This is a genomic window from Rufibacter radiotolerans (assembly GCF_001078055.1).
GTDB lineage: Bacteria > Bacteroidota > Bacteroidia > Cytophagales > Hymenobacteraceae > Nibribacter > Nibribacter radiotolerans.
In genome coordinates, this window is the sequence record NZ_CP010777.1 from 2,604,104 (window position 1) to 2,628,667 (window position 24,564).

Consider the following 24,564-nt stretch of genomic DNA (forward strand, 5'->3'; position numbering starts at 1 on the left):
GTATGCTTAATTGGTCTGGCCACCTTCCTGGCTCTGGATGGCCGTGATGATGACCGTATTGAAAATATCATCTACCGTACAGCCGCGGCTCAGGTCATTGACTGGTTTGTTCAGGCCTTGCAGCATGGGCCCGATGGCCAGGGCGCCGGTTTCGCGCTGGACGGCTTTATAGGTGTTGTTCCCGGTGTTCAGGTCTGGGAAAATCAGCACGCTGGCCCTTCCGGCTACTTCTGAATTTGGCATTTTCTGTTTCCCTACTTCCGGATCAACGGCTGCATCATACTGGATAGGTCCCTCCACTTTCAGGTCGGGCCGAAGCTCTTTGACCAGTTGGGTGGCCTGCCGCACTTTCTCCACCTCTTCCCCTACCCCAGACGTACCGGAGGAATAGGAAAGCATGGCCACTCGTGGTTCTATGCCGAACTTCATGCTGGTATCTGCCGAAGAGATGGCAATCTCAGCGAGTTGGGTAGCCGTTGGGTTCGGGTTCACCGCACAGTCTCCAAACACAGATACCCTATCTTCCAGGCACATGAAGAAAACCGAGGAAACCGTGGAAATACCCGGCTTGGTTTTTATGATCTGCAGAGCGGGCCGTATGGTGTGCTGCGTGGTGTGGATGGCCCCGGACACCATGCCATCGGCATCGCCTTTGTAGACCATCATGGTGCCAAAGTAAGACACGTCGGTCATCAGGTCGCGGGCCATTTCCAGGGTTACCTGCTTGGTCTTGCGCAGCTCATAGAGGGTCTCCACGTAGTTGTCAAACTGAGGTGCGTGGGCTGGGTCCAGAATAGTGATCTTGGTGAGATCTATGTCCAGGCCCAGTCGCTTGAAAGACGCAATGATCTCTGATGGGTTGCCTAGCAACGTAAGCTTGATAATGTCCTGGGCCACCAGGCGGGCCGTGGCCCGAAGTATGCGGTCGTCGTTGCCTTCGGGCAGCACAATGTGCTTGCGTTGCCGTCTGGCCCATTGCCCCAACTGGTACTGGAACATGTGCGGTGTAATGGTCTCTGAATGGTAAGCGGCCATACGGGCGTTCAAAGCCCCGGTGTTCACGTTCCGGTTGAAGGTGTCAATGGCCAGCTGTATTTTCTTGGTGTTGTCCTGGGTGATGCGGGCCTTGACGGCGGCAATCTGGGTAATGGTCTCAAAGGTGCCCGTTTTCACGCACATAATGGGCACCACGTTCTGCAGACCGTTGATGAGCCTGATGATAGGTTCCTCGGGCTCTGAGCCGGCGGTGAGCACAATACCGGCAATGCGCGGGTAGCTGGAGGAAAGGTTGGCTTGCAGCGAGCAGATAATAATATCGCCGCGGTCACCGGGCGTGACAATGAGCACGTTCTCCTTTAAGTAGTTCAGGAAGTTAGGCACCTGCATGGCCCCCGTCACAAAGTTGTCTACCTGGTTGGAGAGTTGGTCGGCCCCAAAAATCAGCTTGCCGCCCAAGCTTTGGAAAATATCCTTGACGGTGGGATTTTGCAGCCCTTTGTCCAGGGGAATCACCGATAGGATAATATCTGCAGGCAACTGCTTGCTGATGAGCAGGTGTACCTCCTCCAGGTCTGTGGGGTTAACCTTGTTGGCCACAATGCCCAGCACCTGAATGTCACGGGCCTCAAAATTATGTAGAAAACTCAAGGTGGCCTGCGCTACCTGGGCGGGCGTTTTGTTTTCACCGGACACTACCAGAATGGCCGGCGTGCCCAGGTTTTTGGCGATGAGTACGTTCAGGTCAAACTCAAAGGCGGTGCCTTCGCCCACAAAGTCACTGCCCTCCAGAACGGTGAAGTCACACTGGGCCTCCAGCTTCTTGAACTTGCTGATGATGGTGTCAATCATAAGGCCCTGGCTCTCGTTCTCAAAGTGGCGCATGACCTCGGCCCCGGTAAAGGCATAGGCGTCTTCATAGGCAATGGGCAGCCCAAAATGGTGAAGCAGCGTCTGGATGTGCACATCCTTGCTGTCTGACAGGTCTGTGTTGATCACCGGTTTAAAATAGCCAACCTTCTGCGCCCTGCCCAGCAACATATTCACCAGGCCCAGGGCAATGATAGATTTCCCGCTGTAGGGCTCAGCGGACGCTATAAATATGGTATTGGTCATGTTGGAATAAGGCGTTTTAAACCCGTAATAACAAGTATCTAATTTTATTTTAGTGAGTGCTGTATTCGTTTTTTCCTTCTTTAGAAAGCAAAAATACCTGGGTTCTTAAGGCTCCCAGATTCCACTTCACCAGGGCCAGTTCAGCGGCCAACGCTGCGTGGGTTTCCACCAGCGTAATGTCCAATTGCTGATCAGAATCTGTTATATACGTTTCTACCCGCTGGAGATACAATCCTATTTCCTTTTTCAGGCCCTCCTGCCTTTTAGCGGTTTTGAGGGCCAAAAGTTGGATATCAGAGACCCGGGCCAGAGTGTCACGCTGTACCAGCGGTAACAGGGCCGTGGTGAGCAGCTTTTTCAGGAACTCATATTCCCTTTCCAGAAACTCCAGTTCTGACACCCATACTTTGGCGGCCAGGTACAGCTCCTGCAATTCATTATTCAATTCGGCGTAGGCGATTGTAGTTTTCATGGCGTTGGGTTTTTGTTGTCACAAAGCTAGGCCCGGCCGCTTTCTCAGGCAGCAACGGCGGTCAAGCCCGGAAGTGATTCTCATCATTATTTTACCATGCCCTTGACGCGCGCTCACAGGTGGCCACTGCCGAAAAAACGCAGCCCCGTTTCAGGGCCGTTTTTGAAAAAACGGCCCTGAAACGGGGCTGCAGTAAAACCCTCCATTAGCGTAGTTGCCGCTACTTGTTCAGGTACTGTTCAAACCAGGAGGTGGCAATGCGGGCGGCTTCTTCCAGGGTGCCTTTCTCCTCAAACAGGTGGGTGGCCCCCGGAATGATGAATAGTTCCTTCTCGGCTTTTTTGAGGGCGCGGTAGGCCTGTTCGTTCATAACGATGACGGCCTCGTCTTTTTCGCCCACAATGAGTAAAGTAGGGGCCAGCACCTGCGGCAGCACCGGCAGCACCAGGTCTGGCCTTCCGCCCCTGGATACCACGGCCTTGATCTTGTCGCCTAGTTTAGCTGCCGCGCCCAGCGCCGAGGCCGCGCCCGTGCTGGCACCAAAATAGCCCACCGGCAACCCTCTTAACTGCGGAAGGCCCGCCAGCCATTCAGTCACGGTGACCAGTCGCTCAGTGAGCAGGGGAATGTCAAAGCGGTTCTGGTACGTCTGGTCTTCCTCCTCGGTGAGCAGGTCAAAGAGCAGCGTGCCAAAGTTGGCGTCTTCCAGCACCTTGGCCACGTAGCGGTTACGGGAACTGTGCCGGCTGCTGCCGCTGCCGTGGGAGAAAACCACCAACCCAGAGGCCGGTGACGGTAAATTCAAATTCCCGATCAGTTTCTTATCCCCCACCGGGATCTCAATTTCTGTGTGAATGAGGTATTGTTGTATCATAAGCAAAGGGTAATAAGTAGAACTAACGTCTCCAGAAACAGGTGTCACCGCGGGGCGATGGAGGGAAGGGGCATTTTGCGTTTTGAGGCCGTTTTCCTGAAAACAGGCCTAAAACGCCGTTTAAGCCTTTGCCAGGTAAGCCACAGACGGGGCATCTGCGGACCGGCGCCTGGCCCGGAACTTCTACTTTCCTGGGCGCAAAGGCTACGGGTTCTTTCTACTTACTATGTACGGTAAGCCACAAAAACGGCTCAACGGCGGGCCAACTTTAAGATTTAGGTGAATCTGGCAGAGGCAGGAAAAGTGGCCCTTTCACCATCCCGCCCAGGGAAAGGAATTTTGATATAGAAGAAAGTGGCCATGCTGGCTTAGAGAAGCCGTTACGTTAGGCAAACACAGATTGCTGCCAGAAAAGTAATTGGGCCAAAAAACAAAGGTTTTTCTATTTTGGGCCTGTTTTCCGGAAAACAGGCCCAAAACGGTTCCGGCGCTTTCCTGCCTATTTTATAGTGGCCACGATTTCAGTTTATTTTAGCCAGAACACGTATACCTTAAACACTACGAACTATATCCTACTGTTATGAAAATCAGAACGTTACTCTTTACCTTAGTGGCAGGCTTCTTCTGCTTTTTCGCGCTCCCGTCTTTTGCCCAGGTTACCCATAATGAAGTGGAGATGAAACTGGAAAAGGCATCTGTGGAGGAAAAAGAAAAAGCGGATAAACAACGCCTAGAAGCCGCCAAAGACCTGAAGAAATCTACCAGCGAAGAGGCCAAAGTAGCCAAGGAGAACGCCAAGGCCGCCGGCCGTATCCAGGACGATGCCGAGAACGCAGCAAAGCAAGCCAAAGAAGCCAGCCGGTTAGAGGCCAAAGCCCAACGGACCAGAAGCAACGCCGATAAACAAGCCAAGAAAGCAGCTAAGGCTAAATCTTCTAAGTAAACAATGCCTTTGCATTTGAAAGCCCCTCCCCTACAAGGAGGGGCTTTCTGTTTTAAAGGCGTTTTGGTGAAAACAGGCCCAAAACAGGAAAGCTTGCTACCAGCCAGTTTAAATTTTCTCCTCGGCCCTTGGCGCTAGGGTCCGTTGGGATTTAAAGGAATGATTGGTTCCTTCTTTTCCCTTGTCCCTCTCTCTTTGTCATCCTGGAAGGATCTTGGTAGCGAACGGTAATGTCATGGATGACACGCTACTGCCGTTCGCCCACAAGGTCCTTTCAGGATGACAAAAATATTATAAGGAGCAGGTAGAGAAATAATCAGCCATGCGTGCGGCCCCCAGCAGACACTTGCGACAAAGCACAGTTTATTAAAGACCTATCTGAAACTCTAAACAGGTTTTACCCAAGACCTTACCCCCACCCTTTACTCTTTTGATTTCCAGAACAGGAATAGCGGTATTAATATCGTTTACTTTCCTCCCGCCAGGGTTAACAGGAAAACAGATTCCTTTACGGCCAGAACGCTGTGCGGAATGCCGGCATGCAGCGTCAGTACCTGCCCTTGGGTGAGCCGGGAGGTTTGCTGCTCGGTAGCGAAGTCCAGTTCTCCTTCCAGCACGTGCACACTTATTATTCCCGGGGCAGTATGGGTTTTCATGAAGGCGCCTTCGTGCAAGGCAATGAGCACCAAACGCATGCCCTCGGTTTTAAAGATGGTGATGGCGTTGCGGTCGCTGTTGTGCCAGGGCTTCTCCTGCTTGATCTGCGCCAAAAGCGATGGCAGGTCCATGACTACCTGGGCGGCATCCAGCAAGCGGTCGCCTAGAGGGCGTTGGGGCGTGGCTTCGTTTGATTTTTCTTCCATGGGTGTGCTAGGTATAGGGCGTTTCAGGAGGTTTACGCAGGGGCGCCCGTTCCGGATAAATTCTGTATTTGTTTCCCTTAGGCCTAAGAGAAAAGTAAAGCCAAAGTGGTTTGGCCTCCGGGGCTTCTTCTTGGAAACTGGGAAAAAGAGGGCAAAATCATGGGTACTTGCAGATTAAGCGAGGTTAGTGATAAAGGAGTTGCCTTCTTTGAGTTCCAGGGCCAGCTGCCGGACGGTGGTGTTCTCAAAAACCTCTTTGAGGGTATCGCGGGCTACCTTGAAGCGGTCATGCATGGGGCAGGGGTGTACTTCTGAGCACTGCTTAAGCCCCAGGCCACACTCCCTGAAAATAGACATGCCGTCTATGGCCTCCACAATCTGGATGATAGGTTGCTCCAACTGGTATTCTTCCAGGTAAAAGCCTCCGTACGGACCTTTTAATGAAGTGATGATACGGTGCTTGTTCAGCATCTGCAGGATCTTGGCGGTAAAGGCCTCTGGCGCGTCTACTTCCCTGGAGATTTCCTTCACGTTTACTTTCTGCCCTTCTTCGGCTTTGGAAGCCACAAAGACCACGGCTCTAATCCCGTACTTACAAGCTTTTGAAATCATCCTGCTTTCCTATGTTTTCTTCTGGTTGGTTTTTCTAGCCTTAGACCAGGGTGACAGTGTCAGCTCCTTTCATGCCCTCAATGCGTCTTTCAAAGTTAGTGGCCATGATAAAGCCGCGCGCTTTGGCCTCTTCGGCCACAGGCCCTTCAAAATACGTATCAATGGTGGTGTTGAACAAGGAAAGCCAGCGCTTGAAATGCTCGCTGTCTACGGGCATAGTGGCGTGCTTGGCAAAAGGGTTGCCGGTGTAGCCCCTCTGGCCAAACAAGGCGGCATTCCAGAAGGTGTACATTTTCTCCAGGTGCGGCTCCCAGTACGTGTTCAAACGGTACAGGAAAATAGGGGCCAACAACTCATCCTGGCGCACCAGGCCGTAGAACTCATCTACCATTACTTTAATATCCTCTATTCCGGTAATGTCTTTTTTTGGTGCCATGCTACTATTGAATTGGGTGAACGGTACTAAAAGGTGCAGTGTAAAGAACTGGCCTTACGGGTGCAAAGGTACCAACAAATTTCAAAAAGGATAAGTTTATCTTAAATAGAAATGATTCCAACCGCTTTATCAGAAGGTAATAAATAAAGCATCAGATGTACGTTCTTTTACTCATGGCTTTCCCGTTAGGCTTCTGCTAACCCCACAGGGGTAAACCTTTACTAAAAAAGCCGGTTAAAAGTATTGGACCAACCCTTTCACCTACCTGGGCCTGAAGCTTTTCGCCCTGATGTTAGTAAACCCCTCACTCCTCTACCCATAAAACTATGCATGTACCAAAATTATCTTTCCTCTCCCTAGCCTTGCTGGCTTTCCTGGCCGCAGGCTGCAATAACAAGTCCATGAACCAGGATGATACCATTGCCCAGACACCCACTACCCAGAACAACTGTACCCCGCTGGAAACCCGCGAAGCCAACTCGCCTGACCAAAAACCGGCCTTTGCTGGCCAGACCCGGGGCTGCGGCATTAAATCTACTTCCGCCTATAAAGTAGAGGTGCTGGCTAAAGGCCTAGAGAAACCCTGGGCGGTAGAACCGCTGCCCGACGGCAACCTGCTGGTCACCGAAAAACCGGGCCGGCTCCGGATCATCTCGGCGGCAGGCCAAGTGGGCGAACCCATCACGGGTCTGCCTAAGGTAGACTCCCGCGGGCAAGGTGGCCTACTGGATGTAGCCCTTAGCCCCACTTATGTTTCTGACCGCACCCTTTTCTGGAGCTTTTCAGAACCCCGCCAAGGCGGAAATGCCACCAGCGTAGCCCGGGGCGTTCTCTCTGAAGACCGAAAGAGCCTGGAGCAGGTGCGGTTGATTTTCAGGGCCATGCCTACTTATGACGGCGACAAACACTTCGGGTCCAGGCTGGCCTTTGGGCCGGACGGCATGCTGTACATGACCCTGGGCGAGCGCTCAGACCTGGAGATTCGGCCGCAGGCCCAGCAGATGAACAGCCACATGGGTAAAATCCTGCGCCTTACCCCAGATGGTGCCGCCGCGCCGGGCAACCCATTTGCCGGACAGGCCGGCGCCCTCCCCGAGATCTGGACCGTGGGGCACCGCAACGTGCAGTCGGCGGCTTTTGACGCAGACGGCAAGCTATGGGTGGTGGAAATGGGCCCGCAGGGCGGTGATGAACTGAACCTGATTGAGAAAGGCAAAAATTACGGCTGGCCGCTGGTTACCTACGGCGAGGAATATTCTGGCCAACCCATCCCCAACGCCGTTACCGCCAAGGCCGGCTTTGAGCAGCCCGTTTATTACTGGGATCCTGTCATTGCCCCGTCTGGCGCGCAGTTCTACACCGGCACCGCTTTTCCAGAATGGAAAGGCAACCTGTTTGTGGGCGGCATGAAAGACAAACTGCTGGTACGCCTGAGAATTGAGAACGGAAAAGTAACCGGCGAAGAGCACCTGCTCAAAGACCGCGGCCAGCGCGTGCGGGACGTGCGCCAGGGACCAGACGGCGCCCTGTATCTGGTCACAGACCAAACCAACGGAGAGCTCTGGAAAATCTCACCGGGCCAGTAACAACCCTTGGTTTGCCTCTTAGCGCGTTGGCCTGCCTGAATTAATTCCAACAAAGCAAGGTGTTTCATCACTAAAAAAGGGGCCTCCGTTTTAAGCCTGTTTTCCGGAAAACAGGCTTAAAAGGGAGGCCGCACTATTAAGCACTACACTCACCTTCTCTTTGGTTATCAAAAGGGTTTCACCATTTCTTCTGTTCCTTTACCCCAAATACCCTGGAAATATTGAACCCGAAATAAATGTCCCCATTGCTCCAGGTACCCCCATTTTGCGGGATGAAAAACTTCTCAATCATGCCTTGGGCGTTGGTGGCCATCAGCTGGAAAACGTGCCCCCCGGTTTCAATATCAACGCCCAAGGACAAGGTATTCCTGAACGCATCGGCGGTTTCGCCGGGCAGCAGATAGAAATATTCGGCGTTAAAGGAAGTGCGCTTGGTTACCTTAAACCGCCCGCCGGCCCCTACCGCCAGCACATTGGTTTCGCCGGTGGGGGTCTCCACCAGGTTCCTGTGCACCATCGAGGGGGAAACCTGCAGAGAAAGCCGGTCAGAAAACTTGCGGGCAATCAATACCTGGTAGGTGTAGGTAAGGCGGTGGGCAAAGTCATAGTTGTTTTCAGCGTTCAGCCAATTCTGAGATTTAAGGGCGGTGCTGGCAAAGGCGGTCACGGAAACCGGCAGGCCGGCGGGTTTCTGGTAAGCCACCCGGTATTTCAGGAAACCATCATACGTTTTCTCCAGGGAACTTCGGCCCATGCCCAAGGTAAGCCGGTCGTTCAGCCCGTATTCCAGCCCTAGCCGGATGGTGGCCTGGTCCAAGCCCCAGAAGGTGTACGCGCCGCTGTTGAGGGCCCCAAACCTGTGGGAGATAAGGAACAGCAAAGCGCCTGCGCCGTTGGTTTCCACGGTATGCCCATTCACCAGCCGGGTGCCTTTGAAGGTGGCCTGCATGGGTCCTTCGCGCGTGCTGTCCTGGGCCTCGGCCAGTTTGAGCAGGTCCTCCTGGGCAGCGGCTGTATGGCTCGTGCAAAAGGCCACCATGGCCGCTAAGAAGGCATATTTGAACAGCTTCATAGGTTTTTGGTTACATAAGGAACATACAGCATGTCTACCGTGATATCAATCTGCCTGGCAATGTGCTCTTTCACTAAGGATGGTATCTGGATGTTAAATTCCTGGGGCGTCACCGAAAAGGTAGACTTGCCCTGCACCTGCCTGCCTTTTACCTGCAGGGTGGCATTGGTGCGAATAAGCTTGTCTACCCCATGAATGGTTAACACCCCTTCCACTACCACCTTGTACAGGTTATCCAGGGCCAGATTCACCTGCTGGATCTCCAAGACTTTTCCTTTAAAGGTAGCTTTGGGGTAGCGGTCAGACTCCACGTAGTTCTCATTGAAATGCTCTTGCATTAAGGATTTCTTAAAGGCAAAGGCTTTCATGGGCACGCTGAACACCAGGTCGCCGGTCTTGAAATCAAGAAAAGAAACCACCTGCCGGTTATGGGCCTCAATGTCTTCTAAGGGAGCTTTAGAGAAAAAAGAGATATACCCGGTTTTGGTGTAGAAACGGTCCTGGCCTTTGGCGGGAGGGCTCCCCCACCCCAGCGTCACTCCCAAAAAGAGCAGTAGAAGTACCTGATTTTTCATGGCAGGTTAATTATTGGGCGCACCGGCGTCTACCCATTTCTTGATCTTGGCAATGTTGCAGTCAGATAGCTTGGCGCCTCCCTGGGGCATAGGCGGAAAACCGGGGGCATGGTTGATCACGCCCATGAGCTTGCCATTGTCTGCATATTGCTTCAGGCGCGCATGGTTGTCTAAGACCACCCCATTGGTGGCCACCGCCGTGCTGTGGCAGGAATTACAGTTAGCGGCAATGATGCCGGCCACCGTGCCCGAGTAGGTGACATTGTTGGTGTCACACTGCTGGGGCTGCTGATTGGTAGGCGTGGGCGTCACGTCTTCTTCCTTGTCACTTGAACAGGCGATAACCGCCGCCAGGAGAATTAAAAGGGGCAAGCATGAAGGGATTTTCATAGAAGTCAGGAATAAAGTTGAGGTAAGATTAAGAGCTTGATTCTGCGGTTATTGCTTTACTACCTGGGTCCTGATCTCGCCGCCCGGGAACTGGGAGCTATGGACATTCACATACCACATGCCAGCCATCAGGTCGGTTTCCTGGTCTGCAGTGAGGGCCGGGGTCTGACCTACCAGAGGGCTGGTGTAGGGACCGTTAATGGGAATGACCACCGGCCCGCTTTTGCCTACCGCCTCTTTATGGAAGTGCATGGCGGTGGGTGTTATGCCCGAGAAGGTAATGGTATAGGAAAGGATTTTGGTGTCTTTATTAAAAGTGCCCTTGAACGTACCCGTAGCCTGAGAGGCATTGACAGGCACCTCCTGCGCGCCGTTTAGGGTGGCTTCTTTAAAGGCTACCTCATTTGAAGGAACCTCATCGTCATCATCCTCGCAGCTTACCATTATAAAGGAGCAAGCCAGAAAAAGAAGGGGGAAAATCCGGAAGAAAAATGCTTTTGTTTTCATGACGTTGGTTTTTGGTTAAAAATGGAACATGGATTACATTACACTGCACACTTGAATTAAAATCCATTGACTTACAATTACTTACCCTTCTTTCTTCTCTACGATTCCTTCAAAATTCAAGGCAAAGAAGTACTGTCTGCACAATTTTGGGTTGTGCCTTTCTGAAGCCTGTAAATAGAAAGGGTTAGGGTTTTAGGTTGAAGGTATAGCCTGCCGTAAAAAACACGCCGGCGCTGGTGAGTTTCACTTTACCGGCCCCAATTCCCTGCAGTGGAATTTTGACGAAGGGTTCCGCTCCCAGGGCTATGCCAGAAGGAAAGGTTCTGGTATAGTTCAGGGAGATATTCTGCACGCCAAACCAGTGGCGGTTCTGGTTGTCTACTTCCCAGTTATAGGTTCTGGCCCCGTACCCGAAGCCTGCCGGAGAGCTGGAATAGTATTCCTCATTCAGCATGAGGTAGCTGGAAAGCCCCGCTGCTACGCCCAAGCTGCTCTGCCCCTTTTCCCAAAACCGGTATTGGAGGTTCACTGGTATATCCAGCACTTGACAGGTGGCCTCTACTTTCCCGTACTCTATATGGGCGTAGGCAGCGGGCCAGCTGTATTCTTCCGGCGGAGACGTGTATTTCTTGTTGGCATAGACGGCCCCGGTCACCAGGCTTACTCTTTTGGTAAGCGGCACCGCCACCAGAACGCCCCCGTTCATACTCACGGCCTCTGCGTCTTTAAATTTAACAGTGGTAAAATCTGGCGCTACGGCCACCATAAAGGAAATTGATTTCAGGAAAGGTGATTCTTTGTCAGCCGGAAGTTCCTCCTCGGCCACTGCTGCGCTATCTGGCAAACCCACTTCTCCAGCGTTTTGCTGCAGTGCCGGCGAAACAGGAACTTCAGCCGCCAACGCGTTGCCTTGGCTGGAAACACTGTCCCGGAGGCTAGGGGAAAACGAGGGTTTTGCCTCCGGGAGAATGTTATTCCGTTCGTTTTTCTCTTCCGTTAGGGTCACCTTAACGGGCACGCCAGCTTTAGTTTTTCTACCTATCCCCAAGGGCACCCGGTACCCGTTACTACCCCTGCGGCTTGCTGGCGCTGACCGTTGTCTGGTGGCCTTTTCCTCTTTGGTACCTGTATAAGCTGTTTGCCCGGCTGTCTCTGGTTTAATTGCTGTTTCCTGCTGCTGGTCTTTATTTATGATGGTTGTTTCTTCAATAGGGCTGCTCTTTAGTTTAGCTGGTTCAGTAGCAGCTTGCAATACTGTATTTTGTTGCGCGGCAGGTGAAGTGGTTGCGGGCTGGGGAGTGCGGTTCAGGTAAAAAAACGGCACCAGGCTTATGCCCAGAAACAATAACAACAGCAGGTAGCGGGACTTTTCCCGGAACCAGCCAGCCCCCTGGCCCTGGGCGGCATCCAGCTTTTGGTCCATAGCCGTCCAGGCCTCCGGGTCAAAGGCAGGAGTATACCGCTCAGCTGATTCCCTGAACAGGTGATCAAGTTCCTGGTCAGACATATTGTTCAAATTCATCTACCTTGTTCTTTTTAAGCACTTCGCGCAAATTGGCCCTGGCCTTGGAGAGGTTTGACTTAGAGGTTCCCGAGGAAATGCCTAGTATCTCGCCTATCTCTTCATGGGTGTAGCCATCAATCACATACAAATTGAAAACGGTGCGGTAGGCCGGGGACAGTTGCTGGATCAGCCCGATCAGGTATTCATAGTTGAGGCTACTGATGGTGTCTGCCCCGTCTGCCACCGGGGCCGCCGCTTCTATGTCTGCGGCATGGTAATACTTGAGGTTATGCCGGTAATTGTCCAGGGCGGTGTTGATCATGATGCGCCGCAACCAGCCTTTAAAAGGCTTGTCACGGTGGTATTGCGTCAGTCTGGTGAACACCTTCATAAACCCGTCGTTTAGAACTTCCCTGGCCTCTTCAGCATCTTTAGAGTACCGTACACAAATGCTCATAGCATAGCCGTAGAAATGCTGGTATAGCTTTCTTTGGGCATCGCGGCTGTTGGTCAAACAACCCCGAAGCAGCTCTACAACTTCCTGGCTTTCCGTGTGGCTCACTGTTTCCTTATTTGCGTCCCCATCACGGACTAATTTCGCGAATGGTTGCCTGCTTAAATAAAAAAAAGTAAAAAATTTTCAGGTATCGCCCTATGGCGAAGGCCTTGAAAAGTAGCAGCCATTATAAACTGTATCTTCCGCGCACCGGATTCTTCTAAGAAAATGAGGGTGCGGGCGTTTTGGGCCTGTTTTGGCCAAAACAGGCCCAAAACGCAAAAAGAGGCGCCTGGCCTCCTTCTGGGTTAATTGGGTAAATGAATTTCTATTTGGAGTTCTTGATCCAGACCTTGAAGGTGGAGCCTTTGTCCGGGGCGCTTTCCACGGTCACGTACCCACCCAACGCCTCGGCCTGGGTCTTAACCAGGTAAAGACCCAAGCCTCTGCCTGAAACGTGGAAGTGGAACCGCTTGTACAGCCCGAACAGGTTTTTGCCCTGTTTTTCCAGATCTATGCCTAACCCGTTGTCTGATACGGAGAGGCAGAGAAGCTCACCTTGCTGCTGTAGTTCTGCGGTGATGGAAAGCTGCAAGGTGCGGTCCGGGGACTTATACTTAACGGCGTTGGTCAAGAGGTTAGACAAAATACTGCTCACGTAACTTCTGATGGAGCCAATCTCCTGCACCCCGTTCAGGTTTGTGTGCACCTTGCCGTAACATTCGCCGGGCAGTACCTGCAGGACCTGGTCCACCACTTCGGGCAGGGAGAACTTCTCGCGCTCTTCCAACACGCCCGCCTGCAAACTCAGGAGCTCGTTGAGGTCTCTGATGATGTTGTCCAGGTTCTGGGCGGTTTGCTTCAGGCGCACGGTAATGCCTTCCTGCAGGTTGGGGTTCTCTGCGGAGTTTAGCAAGGAGGTTAGCCCCATGATGTTAGCCACCGGAGACCGAAGGTTATGGGACACAATGTAGGTGAACTGCTCCAAGTGGCGGTTGCGGCGCAGCAGTTCCTCAGTGAGCTGGGCCCGCTCCTCCTCAGCTTTTTTCTGCTCGGTGATCACCGTTTCAATCACAATGAATTTCTTTCCCCCGCCACTCTGCTCATCAATAATGGGGGTTACGTCCAGCTTGGACCAGTACACCTCGCCGGCCTTGTTCTTGTTCTGCACTTCCTGTACAAAAGGCTTATCAAAGACCAGCTTCTCCCTAATGGTGGAGATGCGCGAGGCATTGGTATCTGGGCCGGCCAGCAGATCACCGGGTTTGCGGCCCAGCACTTCGTCCAGGGTATAGCCGGTAATGCGTGTAAATCCTTCGTTGACCCATTCCACGTGTCCCTGTTCATCTGTAATGTAGACCGAGTTCACTGTTTTGCTGGCCACCAAAGAGAGTTTCTTTAATTCCTCCTCGGCCTTTTTACGGTCATTGATCTCCCTGAAATACACGGTCATACCGTCTTCAGACGGGTAGGCACTCACGTCCAGCCACAGGTTGGTGGGCACCGAGAATTCCTCAAAATGGACCGGCTTGCCAGAGTCAAAGGCCTGCTGGTACCACCCAAAGAAACCAGCGTTCTCGTGGTCTTTATACATCTCCCGGATGTTCTTGCCCATGATGTCTTCGCGGCGTACTTGCATTACCTGCTCAAACTCTTTGTTCACGTAAGTAAATCGCCACTCATGATCAATGGTAAAAAAGGCGTCTTTAATACTTTCCAGGGTGGAGTCAAGGCGTTTGGCCGTAGTCTCCAGCAATAGCTGCTGGTTTTTAGACTCAGTGATATCCTTGGCAATCCCGTGGGCCCCTACTACCACGCCATTGATCACGATGGGCATGACTGTGAACGTGAAATAGCAGATTCCCCGGCCGGGCAAAAACATGGGGGTTTCAGTAGTGACGGGCTCGCCCCGCATCACCTTCTCAAAATTGAGGTTGTCTGTGGCCAGCGCCTCTGGCGTAGACAAGTCCCTGAAACTCATTTTCAGTAACGTTTCCCGGGGTATTTGCAGCATCTTTACCGTGGTATCATTCACAGAAGTGAACTTGCCTGCCGTATCAAGGGAATATACGGGATCTGGGTTATAATCAAACAGGGCTTTGTACCGTTGCTCACTCTCCTGCAGCAAAATCTCCTGCCGGCGGCGCTGAGTCACATCACGGCTGTTCACCACAATGCCTTTTATGCTGGGCACCTCAAGGCAGTTGGTGACATGAGACTCCAACCACCGCCACTCTCCTTGTCCGCTCTTAAACCTGAATGGCTTGGTATCTACCACTTCTCCCTTAAAGACACTTTCCAGACAATCCATCACCTCAGTGTGGTCGTCTGGATGAATCAAATTAAAAGGGTTTTTGCCTATAAATTCTTCTTTGGGTATCCCTAGTACTCTTTCTGTATTAGCACTTGCAAAGGTATAAGTGCCTTCTGGCGAAAGAATGGCAATCATGTCTGTCCCTTTGAGCATAAGTGCCTGCAAGAACTCTTCGCTTTCCTGCATTTTAATCTCATTCTGGCGTATTTGGGTAATATCACGCCCCATTGAGTAACCTATCCCAGATTCTGGTGAGAAAGTAGACACCCAGGAAATATACACCACAGATCCGTTTTTATGGAGGTACCGGTTATTAAACTGCGTAGTCATCCGGTCTAGCTTTATCAGGCGAGTGTCTTCTTCAGTAGCCGGAATATCCTCCGGTAAAATAAATTCACGGTAGTTGCGGCCTACCATTTCTTCAGGGGAATACCCTAACACAGAAAGTGAGGCCCTATTCATGTAGATGATAGTCCCGTCTAGCCGGAAGGTACCAATCAAATCAGCTGAATGGTTTAAGATCAACTGGAAATCAATGATGTCTTTCTCCAGGGTCTGGTGCTTCTGGGCCATAAGGGCTTGCACCTCTTTCTCTTTCCGGAGGTCCCGCACATTCACGCTGGTGTATACTTTTCCGGCCGTGCTGAATTCCCTAGATTCCAGCTCTACCGGAATTTTTTCCCCGTTGCGGTGCACCAGGTTCAGTTCGCCCTTAAAGTAGCCATTTTTTTGCCTGTCTAGCAGAGAGGCAGTCCAGCGCTCATCTGTTTTATCTATACACCCCCCCCCTGCCCACTATAATTAAATGCTCTTTGGTCTGGCCTAAAAGGTCACAAAAAGCTTGGTTCACCAGCAAGATCCGTCCGTTTTCTTCAGACAGCAGCATAGGCTGGGAACTGTACTCCACTAAAGCTTCCAGGATTTCAAGATTGAACTCCGGCGCTAATGCTTCCTTTTCCTCCCTTTTGTCGCTTTTTGCTTCTTTCATTTATTAAATCACGTATCCTGTTGTTTTAGGGGATACAAAAATAGGTTAAATAATAGGAATTTTACTATTCACCAACCTAGTAATAAATTATAAATCAAGCTCTTGCCCCTAATAATACCTAATAGCTTCTGGTATTGCCGGCGTTTAGGTTTATCATCTAAAAGATCCTGATTATTATGCTATCTGTTGGCGTGACCACCACTCCATTTGTGCTACTTGATCTGGGGACTAACGCTATTCCCTTATTCTGTTTTAGGGCCGTTTTATAGAAAACGGCCCTAAAACAGAAATGCCCCTCACCTGAGGGGCATTTCTGTTTTATAAACCGACCGGGGTTATTTGCCCTGTTCGTATTTGTTGTTGAATTTCTGGTACAGGTACTGCTGCTTGTCTGTGAGGTTGAGTTTGCGGCCCTGGATAAACGCGTGGCTTATCTTGTTGGTGCGCATGTCCAGAATGTCTCCCTCAGAGACCACAATGCTGGCGTCTTTGCCTACCTCCACAGAACCTACCTGCTTGTCTACCCCCAGAATTTTGGCAGCGTTCAAGGTCACCGAAGACAAAGCCAGCTCCTTAGGTAAGCCAAAGGCCACCGCCGTACCAGCGATGAACGGCAGGTTACGGGAGCCATGCAGGCTGGCGTCATAGTCCAGGCAGAACAGGAGCCCGGCTTGCTGGAGCAGACCCGGCATCTTGTAGGGCAGGTACACGTCATCACCCGCACGGGCCGGTAAGGCGTGCACGCCGGAGTAGATCACAGGGATGTTGTTCTCTTTTAGGAAATCAGCTACCAGGAGGGCATCACCGCCGCCCACAATCACCATTTCCTTCACCCCGGCTTTCTGCGCGAACCGCACCGCTTCCACTATCTCCTTGCCGTAATCGGCGTGGATGAACAGTTTCTTGGAACCGTCAAACAAACCGGTCAGGGACGCCAGCTTCAGATTTTCGCGGTCTTTCTTCTGGTTTTTGTACTCCTTGGCCTCAGCCAGCAGAGACTCCATTTCCTGGAGACCGGTTTGGCGGGCCTGGCGGCGCTGGGCTACCTGCGGCGAATTGTCTGAAGAAGGCGCTACCATGGCGGGCCAGCGCAGGTGCACCCCGCCATCGGCTTTCACCAGGGCATCTTCCCAGTTCCAGGCATCCAGCTGCACCACCGAAGAGGAGCCGGAGATCATTCCGCCCACGGGCGTGATCTGGGCCATGAGTACCCCATTGGACCGAAGCGTTGGCGTGATGTCTGAATCTGTGTTGTACGCCACCACGGACCGTACGTTCGGGTTGAACAACCCCACCTCCTGCTGGTCCAGCGTAGCCCGCACAGATCCAATCTCCGTAAGGCCAATCTGGCTGTTAGGCAGAATCATACCCGGGTAAATGTGCTTCCCGGCTACGTTCACCGTCTCATAGGTGGCGCCTTCTGGCTTGAACCCCGCGGCCGGACCGGCGTAGGTGATCTTTCCCCCACTGAACGCCACGGCGGCGCCTTCTACCACCTGGCCGTTCCCTACGTGCAGGGTACCGCCGGTGAGTACCGTTGGGTTGGTTTGCTTGTTGGCCGGCACCGGTACCTGGGCCCAGGCCACAGAAGTACCCAGCAGCAAGGCTGCTGCCAGCGTCAATCGCTTTTGCATGTTGGTTGCAGTAAAGGTTACCGCTGTTTTCTTTAACGTTATCATAGCGCGGTCTCCTTATTTTTGATGATGATACTCAGATTCCTGTAACTGCTCCTGGGCTCCGTTCTCCACGTCCTCACAGTGCAGCACCTGGGCGCCACGGCGCGAAACCGGTGCCGCCTGGGTTTTCTCCCCGCGGGCCTTGGCAGCCATCATCTTGTTGATGAGGCGCAAACGCTCCTTCTCCTGCTCCAGTTGCAACTGCTTGTCCTGCTCCAGGTCAAAGTAAGGGATGCCGTCTACAAAGGTTTTCTCAGGGCGGGCATAGATAGACAGCGGATGCTCATTCCAGATCACCACGTCTGCGTCTTTCCCAGCCTTCAGGCTACCAATGCGGTTGTCTAAGTGCAGCAATTTGGCAGGGTTCAGGGTCACCATTTTAAGCGCGTCTTCTTCAGACACGCCGCCATATTTAATGGTTTTGGCAGCTTCCTGGTTCAAGCGGCGGGCCATTTCAGCGTCATCTGAGTTAATGGCCGTAGTCACGCCCACGTTGTGCATAATAGCGGCGTTGTACGGGATAGCGTCTTTCACCTCCACTTTGTAAGCCCACCAGTCAGAGAAGGTAGACGCGCCAATTTTACGCTCCTTCATCTTATCCGCTACTTTATAGCCCTCCAGAATGTGGGTAAAGGTGTTCACCCTGAAGCCCATCTGGTCGGCCACTTTCATGAGCATGTTGATTTCAGACTGCACATAGGAGTGGCAGGTGATAAAGCGCTTGTCGTTCAGGATTTCCACCAGGGCATCCAGTTCCAGGTCGCGGCGCGGGGCGGCGGTCTTTTTCTGGGCAGATTTGGAAAGCTTGTTGTAGGAGGTCCAGGATTTCTCGTATTCCTTGGCACGCTGGAACGCATCTACCATCACCTGCTCCACGCCCATACGGGTCTGCGGGAAGCGCACGTTGTACTGCGGTGAGCGGTTAGACTGCTTCACGTTCTCGCCTAAGGCGAATTTAATGTATTGGTCAGCGCCCTCCAGCATCAGCTTCTCCGGGGCCTGTCCCCAGCGAAGCTTGATAATGGCAGATTGTCCGCCAATTGGGTTAGCGGAGCCATGCAGCAACTGGGAGGTAGTCACGCCACCGGCCAGTTGGCGGTAGATGTTCACCTGCTCATGGTTCACCACGTCAGACATGCGCACCTCGGCGGTCACCGCCTGGCTGCCTTCGTTCACGCCGTCCAGGGCAATGTGCGAGTGCTCGTCAATGATACCCGGGGTCACGTGTTTGCCGGTTCCGTCAATTACCCTGGCCCCGTCGGCCGACAGGTTTTTGCCAACCTGGGCGATTTTTCCGTTTTTGAGCAATACATCTGCGTTCTCCAGTTTGCCTTCTTTCTCATTGGTCCAGACGGTGGCGTTTTTGATGAGCACGGTCTCTCCCTTCGGTAACTCCGTCCGGCCAAAGGCAGCGAACGGATAGGAAACCTTGCCCAGGTTCAGCGCCTCATTGGAGCGGGAACGGGCAGAGTCACGTCTGGCCTGCTGGGTGGCGGCCTGAGAAAGCACGGCGGTCCATTTTACACTCTGGGCATCAGGCAACTGCGCCTCGCCCTGGAATCCTTTGCCGGTGTACCAGCCACTCAACCTGATGCTTTCCTTGCCAGATTTGGTAGGGGCAAACATCATGGTGAGCATTTCGCCGGTGAAAGAAAGGGTGCCTTTAATGGTATCGGTGGTCACAACCTTCAGTTCTGGTTTCTCCGGGGTGCCACTAATAAGCATGCGGCGCTCAGGTTGGGAACCCACTTTAAGAGAATACACTCCCCGGAAATCGGCGGGCGTCTCGCTGGTTTTGAAACCCTGGCCCTGTACCCAGTTTTCCAGCAGGATGGTGGTTGGGTCAAACAGGTTACCAGACGCCACTAAAAAGTTCGCCTGCATTCCTTCGCGCAGGCTGCCCACGTATTTCTCGGCTTTCAATAGTTTGGCCGGGGTATAGGTAAGGGCTTTAAGGGCCTCCTGCTCTGGCAACCCGTACAGGGTAGCCTTGCGCAGGTTGGGCAGGAACTTGCTTTTGTCTTTAAGGTCTGCGGTGGTAAAGGCAATGGTCACACCTTCTTTCGCCAGCATGGCGGGGTTGGCGGGCGCCATTTCCCAGTGCTTCATGTCCTCAATGCCAATGCGGCGGGCCTCATAGGGGTCTTCCACGCTATAAGGGTCCGGGAAGTTCACGTTCAGGATATAAGCAGCTTTGGTTTCCTTGATCTGGGGAAGCATCTGGTACTCATCGCCCTGACCTTTGAAAATGTACTGGTGGCCAAACTCATCCCCTACTTTATCGGCGCGCACAGCGTTCAGCTTGTTGCTTACCTCAAAGATCTGCGGCAGGCGGTTGGCTTCAGTGAAGGCTTTCAGGGAGATGTTCTGCTCTTTGTCTGGGTTCTGGGTGTTCCACTTGGCATCCAGGTAGGTTTGGCGCAGCAAGGCAATGGAGCCCATTAAGGAGTTAGGGTATTCCTGGGTAGAAGAACCTTTGTCCAGGGACAGGCCGGCAGCGGCCCTATCCATTAAAATCACCTGGTTCTCGCGTTTGCTGGCCAGCGTCACCAAAGAAGCCGTACCGCGGGCTATGCCGTCCTGGTGCACGGACAACACCGCGCCGTAACCCAGTTTGCGCAATTCCTCGGCGGCCTTGGCGTCTACCTTGAACAGCTCCACCGCGTGGGTTTCGGGCCGGATGGCCTGGTTCCAGTTGAAGGCGCCCTCTTTCTTAGTGTCTGGCTGAGGCACGCTGCTGAAGCTGAAGGCCCGGGCCGGCGGGGCGGGAACCCCGTAGCTGGTGAAGGGATCCACAAAGCCCGGGTAAACGGTCTTGCCTTTCAGGTCGGTGACCATGGCGCCCTTGGGTACAGAAACCTTGGTGCCTACGGCCACTACCTTGCCGTCTTTGATGACCAGCGTGGCGTTCTCTAGTTTGGTTTGGTAGTCCACGAAAATGGTGGCGTTGGTGAAGGCCCGCAGACCGGACCGTTCATCATAGACCCCATTACGCGGGTACGTCTCCTGCGCCCGGCTCTGCAGCGACAACGCCGCCACGGCCAACACGGAGAGGATTACTTTTTTCATGTGCGTATAAAAGTGGTTGTTGTTTGTAGGAATGGATTTGACTTGAAAAGTACAAAATTCCTCTCCTTTATAAAAACATCAAGTGTGGAATCTACGTTTTAAGCCCGTTTTCCTGAAAACAGGCCTAAAACGCCCAATTCCAGAAAACAAAAAACCCGCTCTGTTGAGAGCGGGCTTTCCGTGAAGTGTCTGTATTTAAAGCGCTTACAGGTTGTTTTCTTTCCTGATCACGCTGTGTTTCTTGCCATAGGCGAAGTAGATCACGATACCAATGGCCATCCAGCCCAGTAACCGGTACCAGGTCTCAGCGGGAAGGCCCGCCATCATACCCAGACATACCAGAATACCTAGGATGGGCACCAACGGCACCAACGGCGTTTTGAACGGACGCGGACGGTCTGGCTCTTTCACGCGCAGATACCAAACCCCGGCGCACACAATCACAAATGCCAGCAAGGTACCAATAGACACCAAGTGACCCAACTCATCTACAGAGAAAGCACCTGCTACCAACGCACAAATAACACCGGTTAAGATAGTACTCACGTGCGGGGTTCTGAATTTAGGGTGCAGACGACCGAAGACAGGAGGCAGCAGACCGTCATTGGCCATGGTGTAGAAAATACGCGGCTGAGACATCAACATCACCAGCATTACAGAAGAAAGACCGGCAATAGCGCCAATCTTGATCAGGTCACGCAGGAAGGTGTAACCGGTTTTCTCAATACCCACGGCAATCGGTTCAGCTACGTTCAGTTGGCTGTAGTGCACCATGGCGGTCAAGATTCCAGATACCAGAATATACAGGATAGTACAGATCACCAAAGAACCCAGGATACCGATAGGCATGTCTTTCTGCGGATTTTTGGCTTCTTGGGCAGTGGTAGAAACGGCGTCAAACCCGATGTAGGCAAAGAAGATTACCCCAGCAGCTCTGATTACCCCGCTCCAGCCGTACTCGCCAAAACCGCCTTTGTTCTCAGGCAGGAAAGGAGTCCAGTTGGCGGCAGCTTCTTCCTGGTGGCCAAACAAATAGTTAGCACCGGCCAGAATAAAGAGAATCACCACCCCTACTTTAATGATAACGGCGATGTTGTTGAATTTAGCTGACTCGCTCATACCGCGCACCAACAGAATGGTTACCAAGGCGATAGCAATGGCGGCCACTAAATTGAAAACACCGGTAGCATGTGGCAAAGTTGTGATGTCAATTCCATCAGTCGCCAATGAAGCGCCTAATTGCTCGGTTACGCGCACCCAAGAGCTGGTGCCGGGCAACTGTACCAATTCCACGCCAGAGGCGTTGCTCCACTCCGGTGGCACGTTCACACCCAGGTCGCGCAGGAAAGAAACCACGTACCCAGACCAACCCACGGCCACGGTAGCAGCCCCAAAAAGGTATTCCAGAATTAAGTCCCAGCCAATGATCCAGGCCACAAATTCACCCAGGGTGGCGTACCCGTAGGTGTAAGCAGAACCGGCAATGGGAATCATAGAAGCGAACTCGGCGTAGCAAAGACCCGCGAACGCGCAGCCTAGACCGGCCAGAATAAAAGCCAACACAATTGCTGGGCCCGTGTACTGAGCGGCCGCACTACCCGTGAGCACGAAAATACCGGTACCAATGATGGCCCCTACCCCCAGGGCTACCAGGTTGACCGGCCCTAAGGTTCGTTTCAGGTTGTGCGCCCCCTCACTAAAGGCGTCTGCGCTAAGCTTGTCAATTGACTTCCTAGCGAAAAGTTGGTTTGCCATAAATGCGTAAAAGTTAGGGAATAGTTTGTTTGTAGTTCGTTTGTAAAAGGCTTGAAGGGGCTAATATAAGTACTTTTCGGTATATGTTATGCGGTAAATATTATATAAGCAGGAAATTCATGTGGGATTTCCCTTTTGCGCCCTAGCCCGTTTTAAGGCTGTTTTCCGGAAATCGGGCTTAAAACGGCTTGCTCCTTTCTTATTTATTAAGGGAGCGGAAGTTTTTTTACCAAGTGCCGTACATGCCTCCTGAGACGAGGCCATGCACACCAAACCCACCTTCTAAATAGACCCCAACTTGCTTGCCAACTCTCAGGCCCAACAAGTTAAGGTGCCCCAAGTAAGCTGCTTTTGACCGGTGCCGGGTCGTGTTTTCTGCATAGGACCTTTCCTCTACTTTGGTTACCAAAAGCCCCAGGGAAACGCCCGAATAAAGCTGCACGATTTCAGACCTTGCCCAAGTGTGTTCCACTGTTGGCATGAGGGTGTATACTTTCAACCTTTCCTCCCCACTCCTTGTTTTAACCGCCTCTCCCTGCTCGTCAGTGTGATGAAAAGAAATGGATTTGAGGTAGGTATAAGAGGAGATGGCGCCTACCTTCCACTTGGGGTCTACCTCCCGGAGATAGCCTACCTGTAAGGGCCCCACCGCCCGCTCCACCCTCCTGCTTACCGGAAAAAATAAGGTAAAGCTGTTACCCAGCCTTGTAGCTAACTCCTGCAAAGACGCAACCCCAGCCCCCACCAGTAGGTAATTCTTATTCTTTTCCTCTATCTCCTGGGCCTGGCCCGGTAAGGAAAGGAGTACGAGCAAGAAACTGCCAAACAACAGGGCAATTATTCTTAAAAGACGCATGGAAAAGGGGCAGTTTTAGGGCCAAGCTACTCAAAATCCCTTAAAACAAGCTTAAATAATTTGATCTCCCGGCCAGGGCAATGAAACCATTCCGTTTCGTATCTTCGTCACCTGAGAGTTTTCTAGAAAGAGTAGCAAGAAGGGCATGATACGGGTACTACACACAGCAGACTGGCATTTAGGGCAACGTTTGGCCAACTTTGAGCGCACCGAGGAGCACCGCGCCTTCCTCACCTGGCTGCGCCAAACCATCTGCGACCATAAGATTGATCTGCTCCTCATCGCCGGCGATGTCTTTGACACCGGTTTCCCCTCCAACACCGCCCTTAAGCTGTACTATGATTTCCTGCGCGAGGTAAAGGAAACCTGCTGCCGCGATCTGATTATTATAGGCGGTAACCATGACTCGGTGTCTACCCTCAACGCTCCCGCGGAGTTGCTCAGGCACTTTAACGTGCACGTGGTGGGCGGCGCCCCGGCCAACCCGCAGGACCAGGTGATCGTGCTCACCGATGAGCAGGAACAACCCAAGGCGGTGGTCTGCGCCGTTCCTTTCCTGCGCGACAAAGACGTGCGTCTCTCGGTGCCCGGCGAGACCGGCGAAGAGCGCGAGGCACGCCTTAAGCAAGGCATTTGCGACCATTACACCCAGCTGGTGCCGCTCATCCAGGAATTCAAGCAGCAGGGGGTGCCTGTGCTGGCCACCGGGCATTTATTCGCAGGCGGCGGAAGCGCCTCAGACAGCGAGAAGGAAATCCACGTGGGCAACCTGGGCCAGATCTGCGGCGACCAGTTCCCGGCAGAGTTTGACTATGTGGCCCTGGGTCACCTGCACCGTCCGCAGGTGGTACATAAATTAGAACACATCCGGTACAGCGGCTCCCCTATTCCGTTAAGCTTCTCTGAGATCACAGACCAGAAGCAGATTGTAGTGCTGGACTTCGCCGAAGGCCAATTAGTGAACATACAGGAGGTGCCGGTGCCGTGCTGGCGCAAGCTGGTCCGGTTTAAAGGTACCATTGACCAGGTCTTCACCAAGGTGATTGCCTATGACAACGGCGAAATGGCGTTCCCGGCCTGGGCCGAGGTACAGCTACAATACGAGCACAACCTGCACGACCACACCCAGCGCCTGCACGAGGCCTTCGCGCTTCAACCAAATTTGCAACTGCTTATCCACCGGCCGCTGCGCACAATAGACACCCAGAGCCTGGACCAGCAGGTGACCCCGGAACAGGACCTCGCGGACCTCAAGCCCAAGGACGTGTTCCTGAAGAAATGCGAAGAAGCCTTAACCGATGACTTGTACCAAGACCTGCTTTCCACCTTTGACGAACTGCTGGAACTGATGCCACAGCAGGAAGACGCACTTCTGTTCAAGGAAGAAGCCGTGGCCAGGCAGTAGCCAGCCCTCCCCCAGATTTCACCAGCTTCTTAAGGCCGTTCTACTAGGGATCAGCCGCT

21 protein-coding genes are annotated in these 24,564 nt (G+C 52.7%); 3 read left to right on the forward strand and 18 right to left on the reverse strand.

The features are described 5' to 3' along the window. Positions 1-6: 6 nt before the first annotated feature. From pta to TH63_RS10810, 3 genes are all read right to left on the reverse strand, one after another. Positions 7-2,112, reverse strand: coding sequence for a phosphate acetyltransferase (gene pta, locus TH63_RS10800; protein ID WP_048920952.1), 2,106 nt, complete (start codon positions 2,110-2,112; stop codon positions 7-9). Positions 2,113-2,161: 49 nt separating this feature from the next. Next, positions 2,162-2,584, reverse strand: coding sequence for a hypothetical protein (locus TH63_RS10805; RefSeq protein WP_048920953.1), 423 nt, complete (start codon positions 2,582-2,584; stop codon positions 2,162-2,164). Between the two features lie 220 nt (positions 2,585-2,804). After that, the gene (locus TH63_RS10810; protein WP_048920954.1) at positions 2,805-3,458 is read right to left on the reverse strand and encodes a dienelactone hydrolase family protein; all 654 of its coding nucleotides are present in this window, start codon (positions 3,456-3,458) and stop codon (positions 2,805-2,807) included. A gap of 580 nt (positions 3,459-4,038) precedes the next feature. Between TH63_RS10810 and TH63_RS10815 the strand changes: the two genes are divergently transcribed. Continuing rightward, on the forward strand, positions 4,039-4,401 hold the full coding sequence (locus TH63_RS10815; protein WP_048920955.1) for a hypothetical protein: 363 nt from the start codon (positions 4,039-4,041) through the stop codon (positions 4,399-4,401). Positions 4,402-4,868: 467 nt separating this feature from the next. On the opposite strand, the gene TH63_RS10820 is transcribed toward TH63_RS10815, so the two are convergent. From TH63_RS10820 to TH63_RS10835, 3 genes are all read right to left on the reverse strand, one after another. After that, complete coding sequence (locus TH63_RS10820) at positions 4,869-5,264, reverse strand: cupin domain-containing protein (RefSeq protein ID WP_048920956.1); 396 nt, start codon at positions 5,262-5,264, stop codon at positions 4,869-4,871. A gap of 174 nt (positions 5,265-5,438) precedes the next feature. Then, positions 5,439-5,876, reverse strand: coding sequence for an RrF2 family transcriptional regulator (locus TH63_RS10830; protein ID WP_048920958.1), 438 nt, complete (start codon positions 5,874-5,876; stop codon positions 5,439-5,441). A 40-nt stretch (positions 5,877-5,916) separates the two neighbouring features. Then, entirely contained in the window at positions 5,917-6,312 is a 396-nt protein-coding gene (locus TH63_RS10835) for a group III truncated hemoglobin (protein ID WP_048920959.1), read from the reverse strand. 326 nt (positions 6,313-6,638) lie between these two features. Between TH63_RS10835 and TH63_RS10840 the strand changes: the two genes are divergently transcribed. After that, on the forward strand, positions 6,639-7,898 hold the full coding sequence (locus tag TH63_RS10840) for a PQQ-dependent sugar dehydrogenase (RefSeq protein WP_053093786.1): 1,260 nt from the start codon (positions 6,639-6,641) through the stop codon (positions 7,896-7,898). 178 nt (positions 7,899-8,076) lie between these two features. Here the strand turns inward: TH63_RS10840 and TH63_RS10845 are convergent, their stop codons facing one another. From TH63_RS10845 to TH63_RS10900, 12 genes are all read right to left on the reverse strand, one after another. Next, positions 8,077-8,970 (reverse strand): DUF5777 family beta-barrel protein, encoded by an 894-nt coding sequence (locus TH63_RS10845; RefSeq protein WP_231583462.1) that lies wholly within the window; start codon positions 8,968-8,970, stop codon positions 8,077-8,079. Then, on the reverse strand, positions 8,967-9,545 hold the full coding sequence (locus TH63_RS10850) for a YceI family protein (RefSeq protein ID WP_048920960.1): 579 nt from the start codon (positions 9,543-9,545) through the stop codon (positions 8,967-8,969). Before TH63_RS10850 ends, TH63_RS10845 begins: the two co-directional genes overlap by 4 nt. 6 nt (positions 9,546-9,551) lie before the next feature. Further along, positions 9,552-9,935, reverse strand: a complete 384-nt coding sequence (locus tag TH63_RS10855; protein ID WP_197088545.1) for a hypothetical protein — start codon at positions 9,933-9,935, stop codon at positions 9,552-9,554. A 48-nt stretch (positions 9,936-9,983) separates the two neighbouring features. Continuing rightward, entirely contained in the window at positions 9,984-10,442 is a 459-nt protein-coding gene (locus tag TH63_RS10860; RefSeq protein WP_076606466.1) for a CHRD domain-containing protein, read from the reverse strand. A 184-nt stretch (positions 10,443-10,626) separates the two neighbouring features. Next, a complete protein-coding gene (locus TH63_RS10865; protein WP_156180541.1) occupies positions 10,627-11,964 on the reverse strand; it encodes a porin family protein in 1,338 nt (445 codons plus the stop codon). Further along, a complete protein-coding gene (locus TH63_RS10870) occupies positions 11,942-12,508 on the reverse strand; it encodes an RNA polymerase sigma factor (protein WP_048920964.1) in 567 nt (188 codons plus the stop codon). The genes TH63_RS10865 and TH63_RS10870 overlap by 23 nt, the downstream gene beginning before the upstream one ends. 262 nt (positions 12,509-12,770) lie before the next feature. Next, entirely contained in the window at positions 12,771-15,452 is a 2,682-nt protein-coding gene (locus tag TH63_RS10875; protein WP_048920965.1) for a PAS domain-containing sensor histidine kinase, read from the reverse strand. Positions 15,453-15,525: 73 nt separating this feature from the next. Then, entirely contained in the window at positions 15,526-15,744 is a 219-nt protein-coding gene (locus TH63_RS10880) for a PAS domain-containing protein (protein WP_048920966.1), read from the reverse strand. Between the two features lie 335 nt (positions 15,745-16,079). After that, entirely contained in the window at positions 16,080-17,378 is a 1,299-nt protein-coding gene (locus tag TH63_RS10885) for an amidohydrolase family protein (RefSeq protein ID WP_048920967.1), read from the reverse strand. Positions 17,379-17,435: 57 nt separating this feature from the next. Continuing rightward, the gene (locus tag TH63_RS10890; protein ID WP_048920968.1) at positions 17,436-20,489 is read right to left on the reverse strand and encodes an amidohydrolase family protein; all 3,054 of its coding nucleotides are present in this window, start codon (positions 20,487-20,489) and stop codon (positions 17,436-17,438) included. A 204-nt stretch (positions 20,490-20,693) separates the two neighbouring features. Then, positions 20,694-22,244, reverse strand: a complete 1,551-nt coding sequence (locus tag TH63_RS10895) for an amino acid permease (protein ID WP_048920969.1) — start codon at positions 22,242-22,244, stop codon at positions 20,694-20,696. 226 nt (positions 22,245-22,470) lie between these two features. Next, positions 22,471-23,100 (reverse strand): hypothetical protein, encoded by a 630-nt coding sequence (locus tag TH63_RS10900; protein ID WP_048920970.1) that lies wholly within the window; start codon positions 23,098-23,100, stop codon positions 22,471-22,473. 145 nt (positions 23,101-23,245) lie between these two features. On the opposite strand from TH63_RS10900, the gene TH63_RS10905 reads away from it, so the two are divergent. Further along, positions 23,246-24,505 carry an exonuclease SbcCD subunit D C-terminal domain-containing protein gene (locus TH63_RS10905; RefSeq protein WP_231583463.1) on the forward strand — a complete coding sequence of 420 codons (1,260 nt, stop codon included), beginning with the start codon at positions 23,246-23,248 and terminating at the stop codon, positions 24,503-24,505. The last annotated feature ends 59 nt before the right edge of the window (positions 24,506-24,564 follow it).

Excerpts from the sequence above, each read along its gene's own strand:
- pta (WP_048920952.1), bottom strand. The coding sequence starts at position 2,112 with ATGACCAATACCATATTTATAGCGTCCGCTGAGCCCTACAGCGGGAAA.
- TH63_RS10805 (WP_048920953.1), bottom strand. The coding sequence starts at position 2,584 with ATGAAAACTACAATCGCCTACGCCGAATTGAATAATGAATTGCAGGAG.
- TH63_RS10810 (WP_048920954.1), bottom strand. The coding sequence starts at position 3,458 with ATGATACAACAATACCTCATTCACACAGAAATTGAGATCCCGGTGGGG.
- TH63_RS10815 (WP_048920955.1), top strand. The coding sequence starts at position 4,039 with ATGAAAATCAGAACGTTACTCTTTACCTTAGTGGCAGGCTTCTTCTGC.
- TH63_RS10820 (WP_048920956.1), bottom strand. The coding sequence starts at position 5,264 with ATGGAAGAAAAATCAAACGAAGCCACGCCCCAACGCCCTCTAGGCGAC.
- TH63_RS10830 (WP_048920958.1), bottom strand. The coding sequence starts at position 5,876 with ATGATTTCAAAAGCTTGTAAGTACGGGATTAGAGCCGTGGTCTTTGTG.
- TH63_RS10835 (WP_048920959.1), bottom strand. The coding sequence starts at position 6,312 with ATGGCACCAAAAAAAGACATTACCGGAATAGAGGATATTAAAGTAATG.
- TH63_RS10840 (WP_053093786.1), top strand. The coding sequence starts at position 6,639 with ATGCATGTACCAAAATTATCTTTCCTCTCCCTAGCCTTGCTGGCTTTC.
- TH63_RS10845 (WP_231583462.1), bottom strand. The coding sequence starts at position 8,970 with ATGAAGCTGTTCAAATATGCCTTCTTAGCGGCCATGGTGGCCTTTTGC.
- TH63_RS10850 (WP_048920960.1), bottom strand. The coding sequence starts at position 9,545 with ATGAAAAATCAGGTACTTCTACTGCTCTTTTTGGGAGTGACGCTGGGG.
- TH63_RS10855 (WP_197088545.1), bottom strand. The coding sequence starts at position 9,935 with ATGAAAATCCCTTCATGCTTGCCCCTTTTAATTCTCCTGGCGGCGGTT.
- TH63_RS10860 (WP_076606466.1), bottom strand. The coding sequence starts at position 10,442 with ATGAAAACAAAAGCATTTTTCTTCCGGATTTTCCCCCTTCTTTTTCTG.
- TH63_RS10865 (WP_156180541.1), bottom strand. The coding sequence starts at position 11,964 with ATGAATTTGAACAATATGTCTGACCAGGAACTTGATCACCTGTTCAGG.
- TH63_RS10880 (WP_048920966.1), bottom strand. The coding sequence starts at position 15,744 with ATGAAAGAAGCAAAAAGCGACAAAAGGGAGGAAAAGGAAGCATTAGCG.
- TH63_RS10885 (WP_048920967.1), bottom strand. The coding sequence starts at position 17,378 with ATGCAAAAGCGATTGACGCTGGCAGCAGCCTTGCTGCTGGGTACTTCT.
- TH63_RS10890 (WP_048920968.1), bottom strand. The coding sequence starts at position 20,489 with ATGAAAAAAGTAATCCTCTCCGTGTTGGCCGTGGCGGCGTTGTCGCTG.
- TH63_RS10895 (WP_048920969.1), bottom strand. The coding sequence starts at position 22,244 with ATGGCAAACCAACTTTTCGCTAGGAAGTCAATTGACAAGCTTAGCGCA.
- TH63_RS10900 (WP_048920970.1), bottom strand. The coding sequence starts at position 23,100 with ATGCGTCTTTTAAGAATAATTGCCCTGTTGTTTGGCAGTTTCTTGCTC.
- TH63_RS10905 (WP_231583463.1), top strand. The coding sequence starts at position 23,246 with ATGATACGGGTACTACACACAGCAGACTGGCATTTAGGGCAACGTTTG.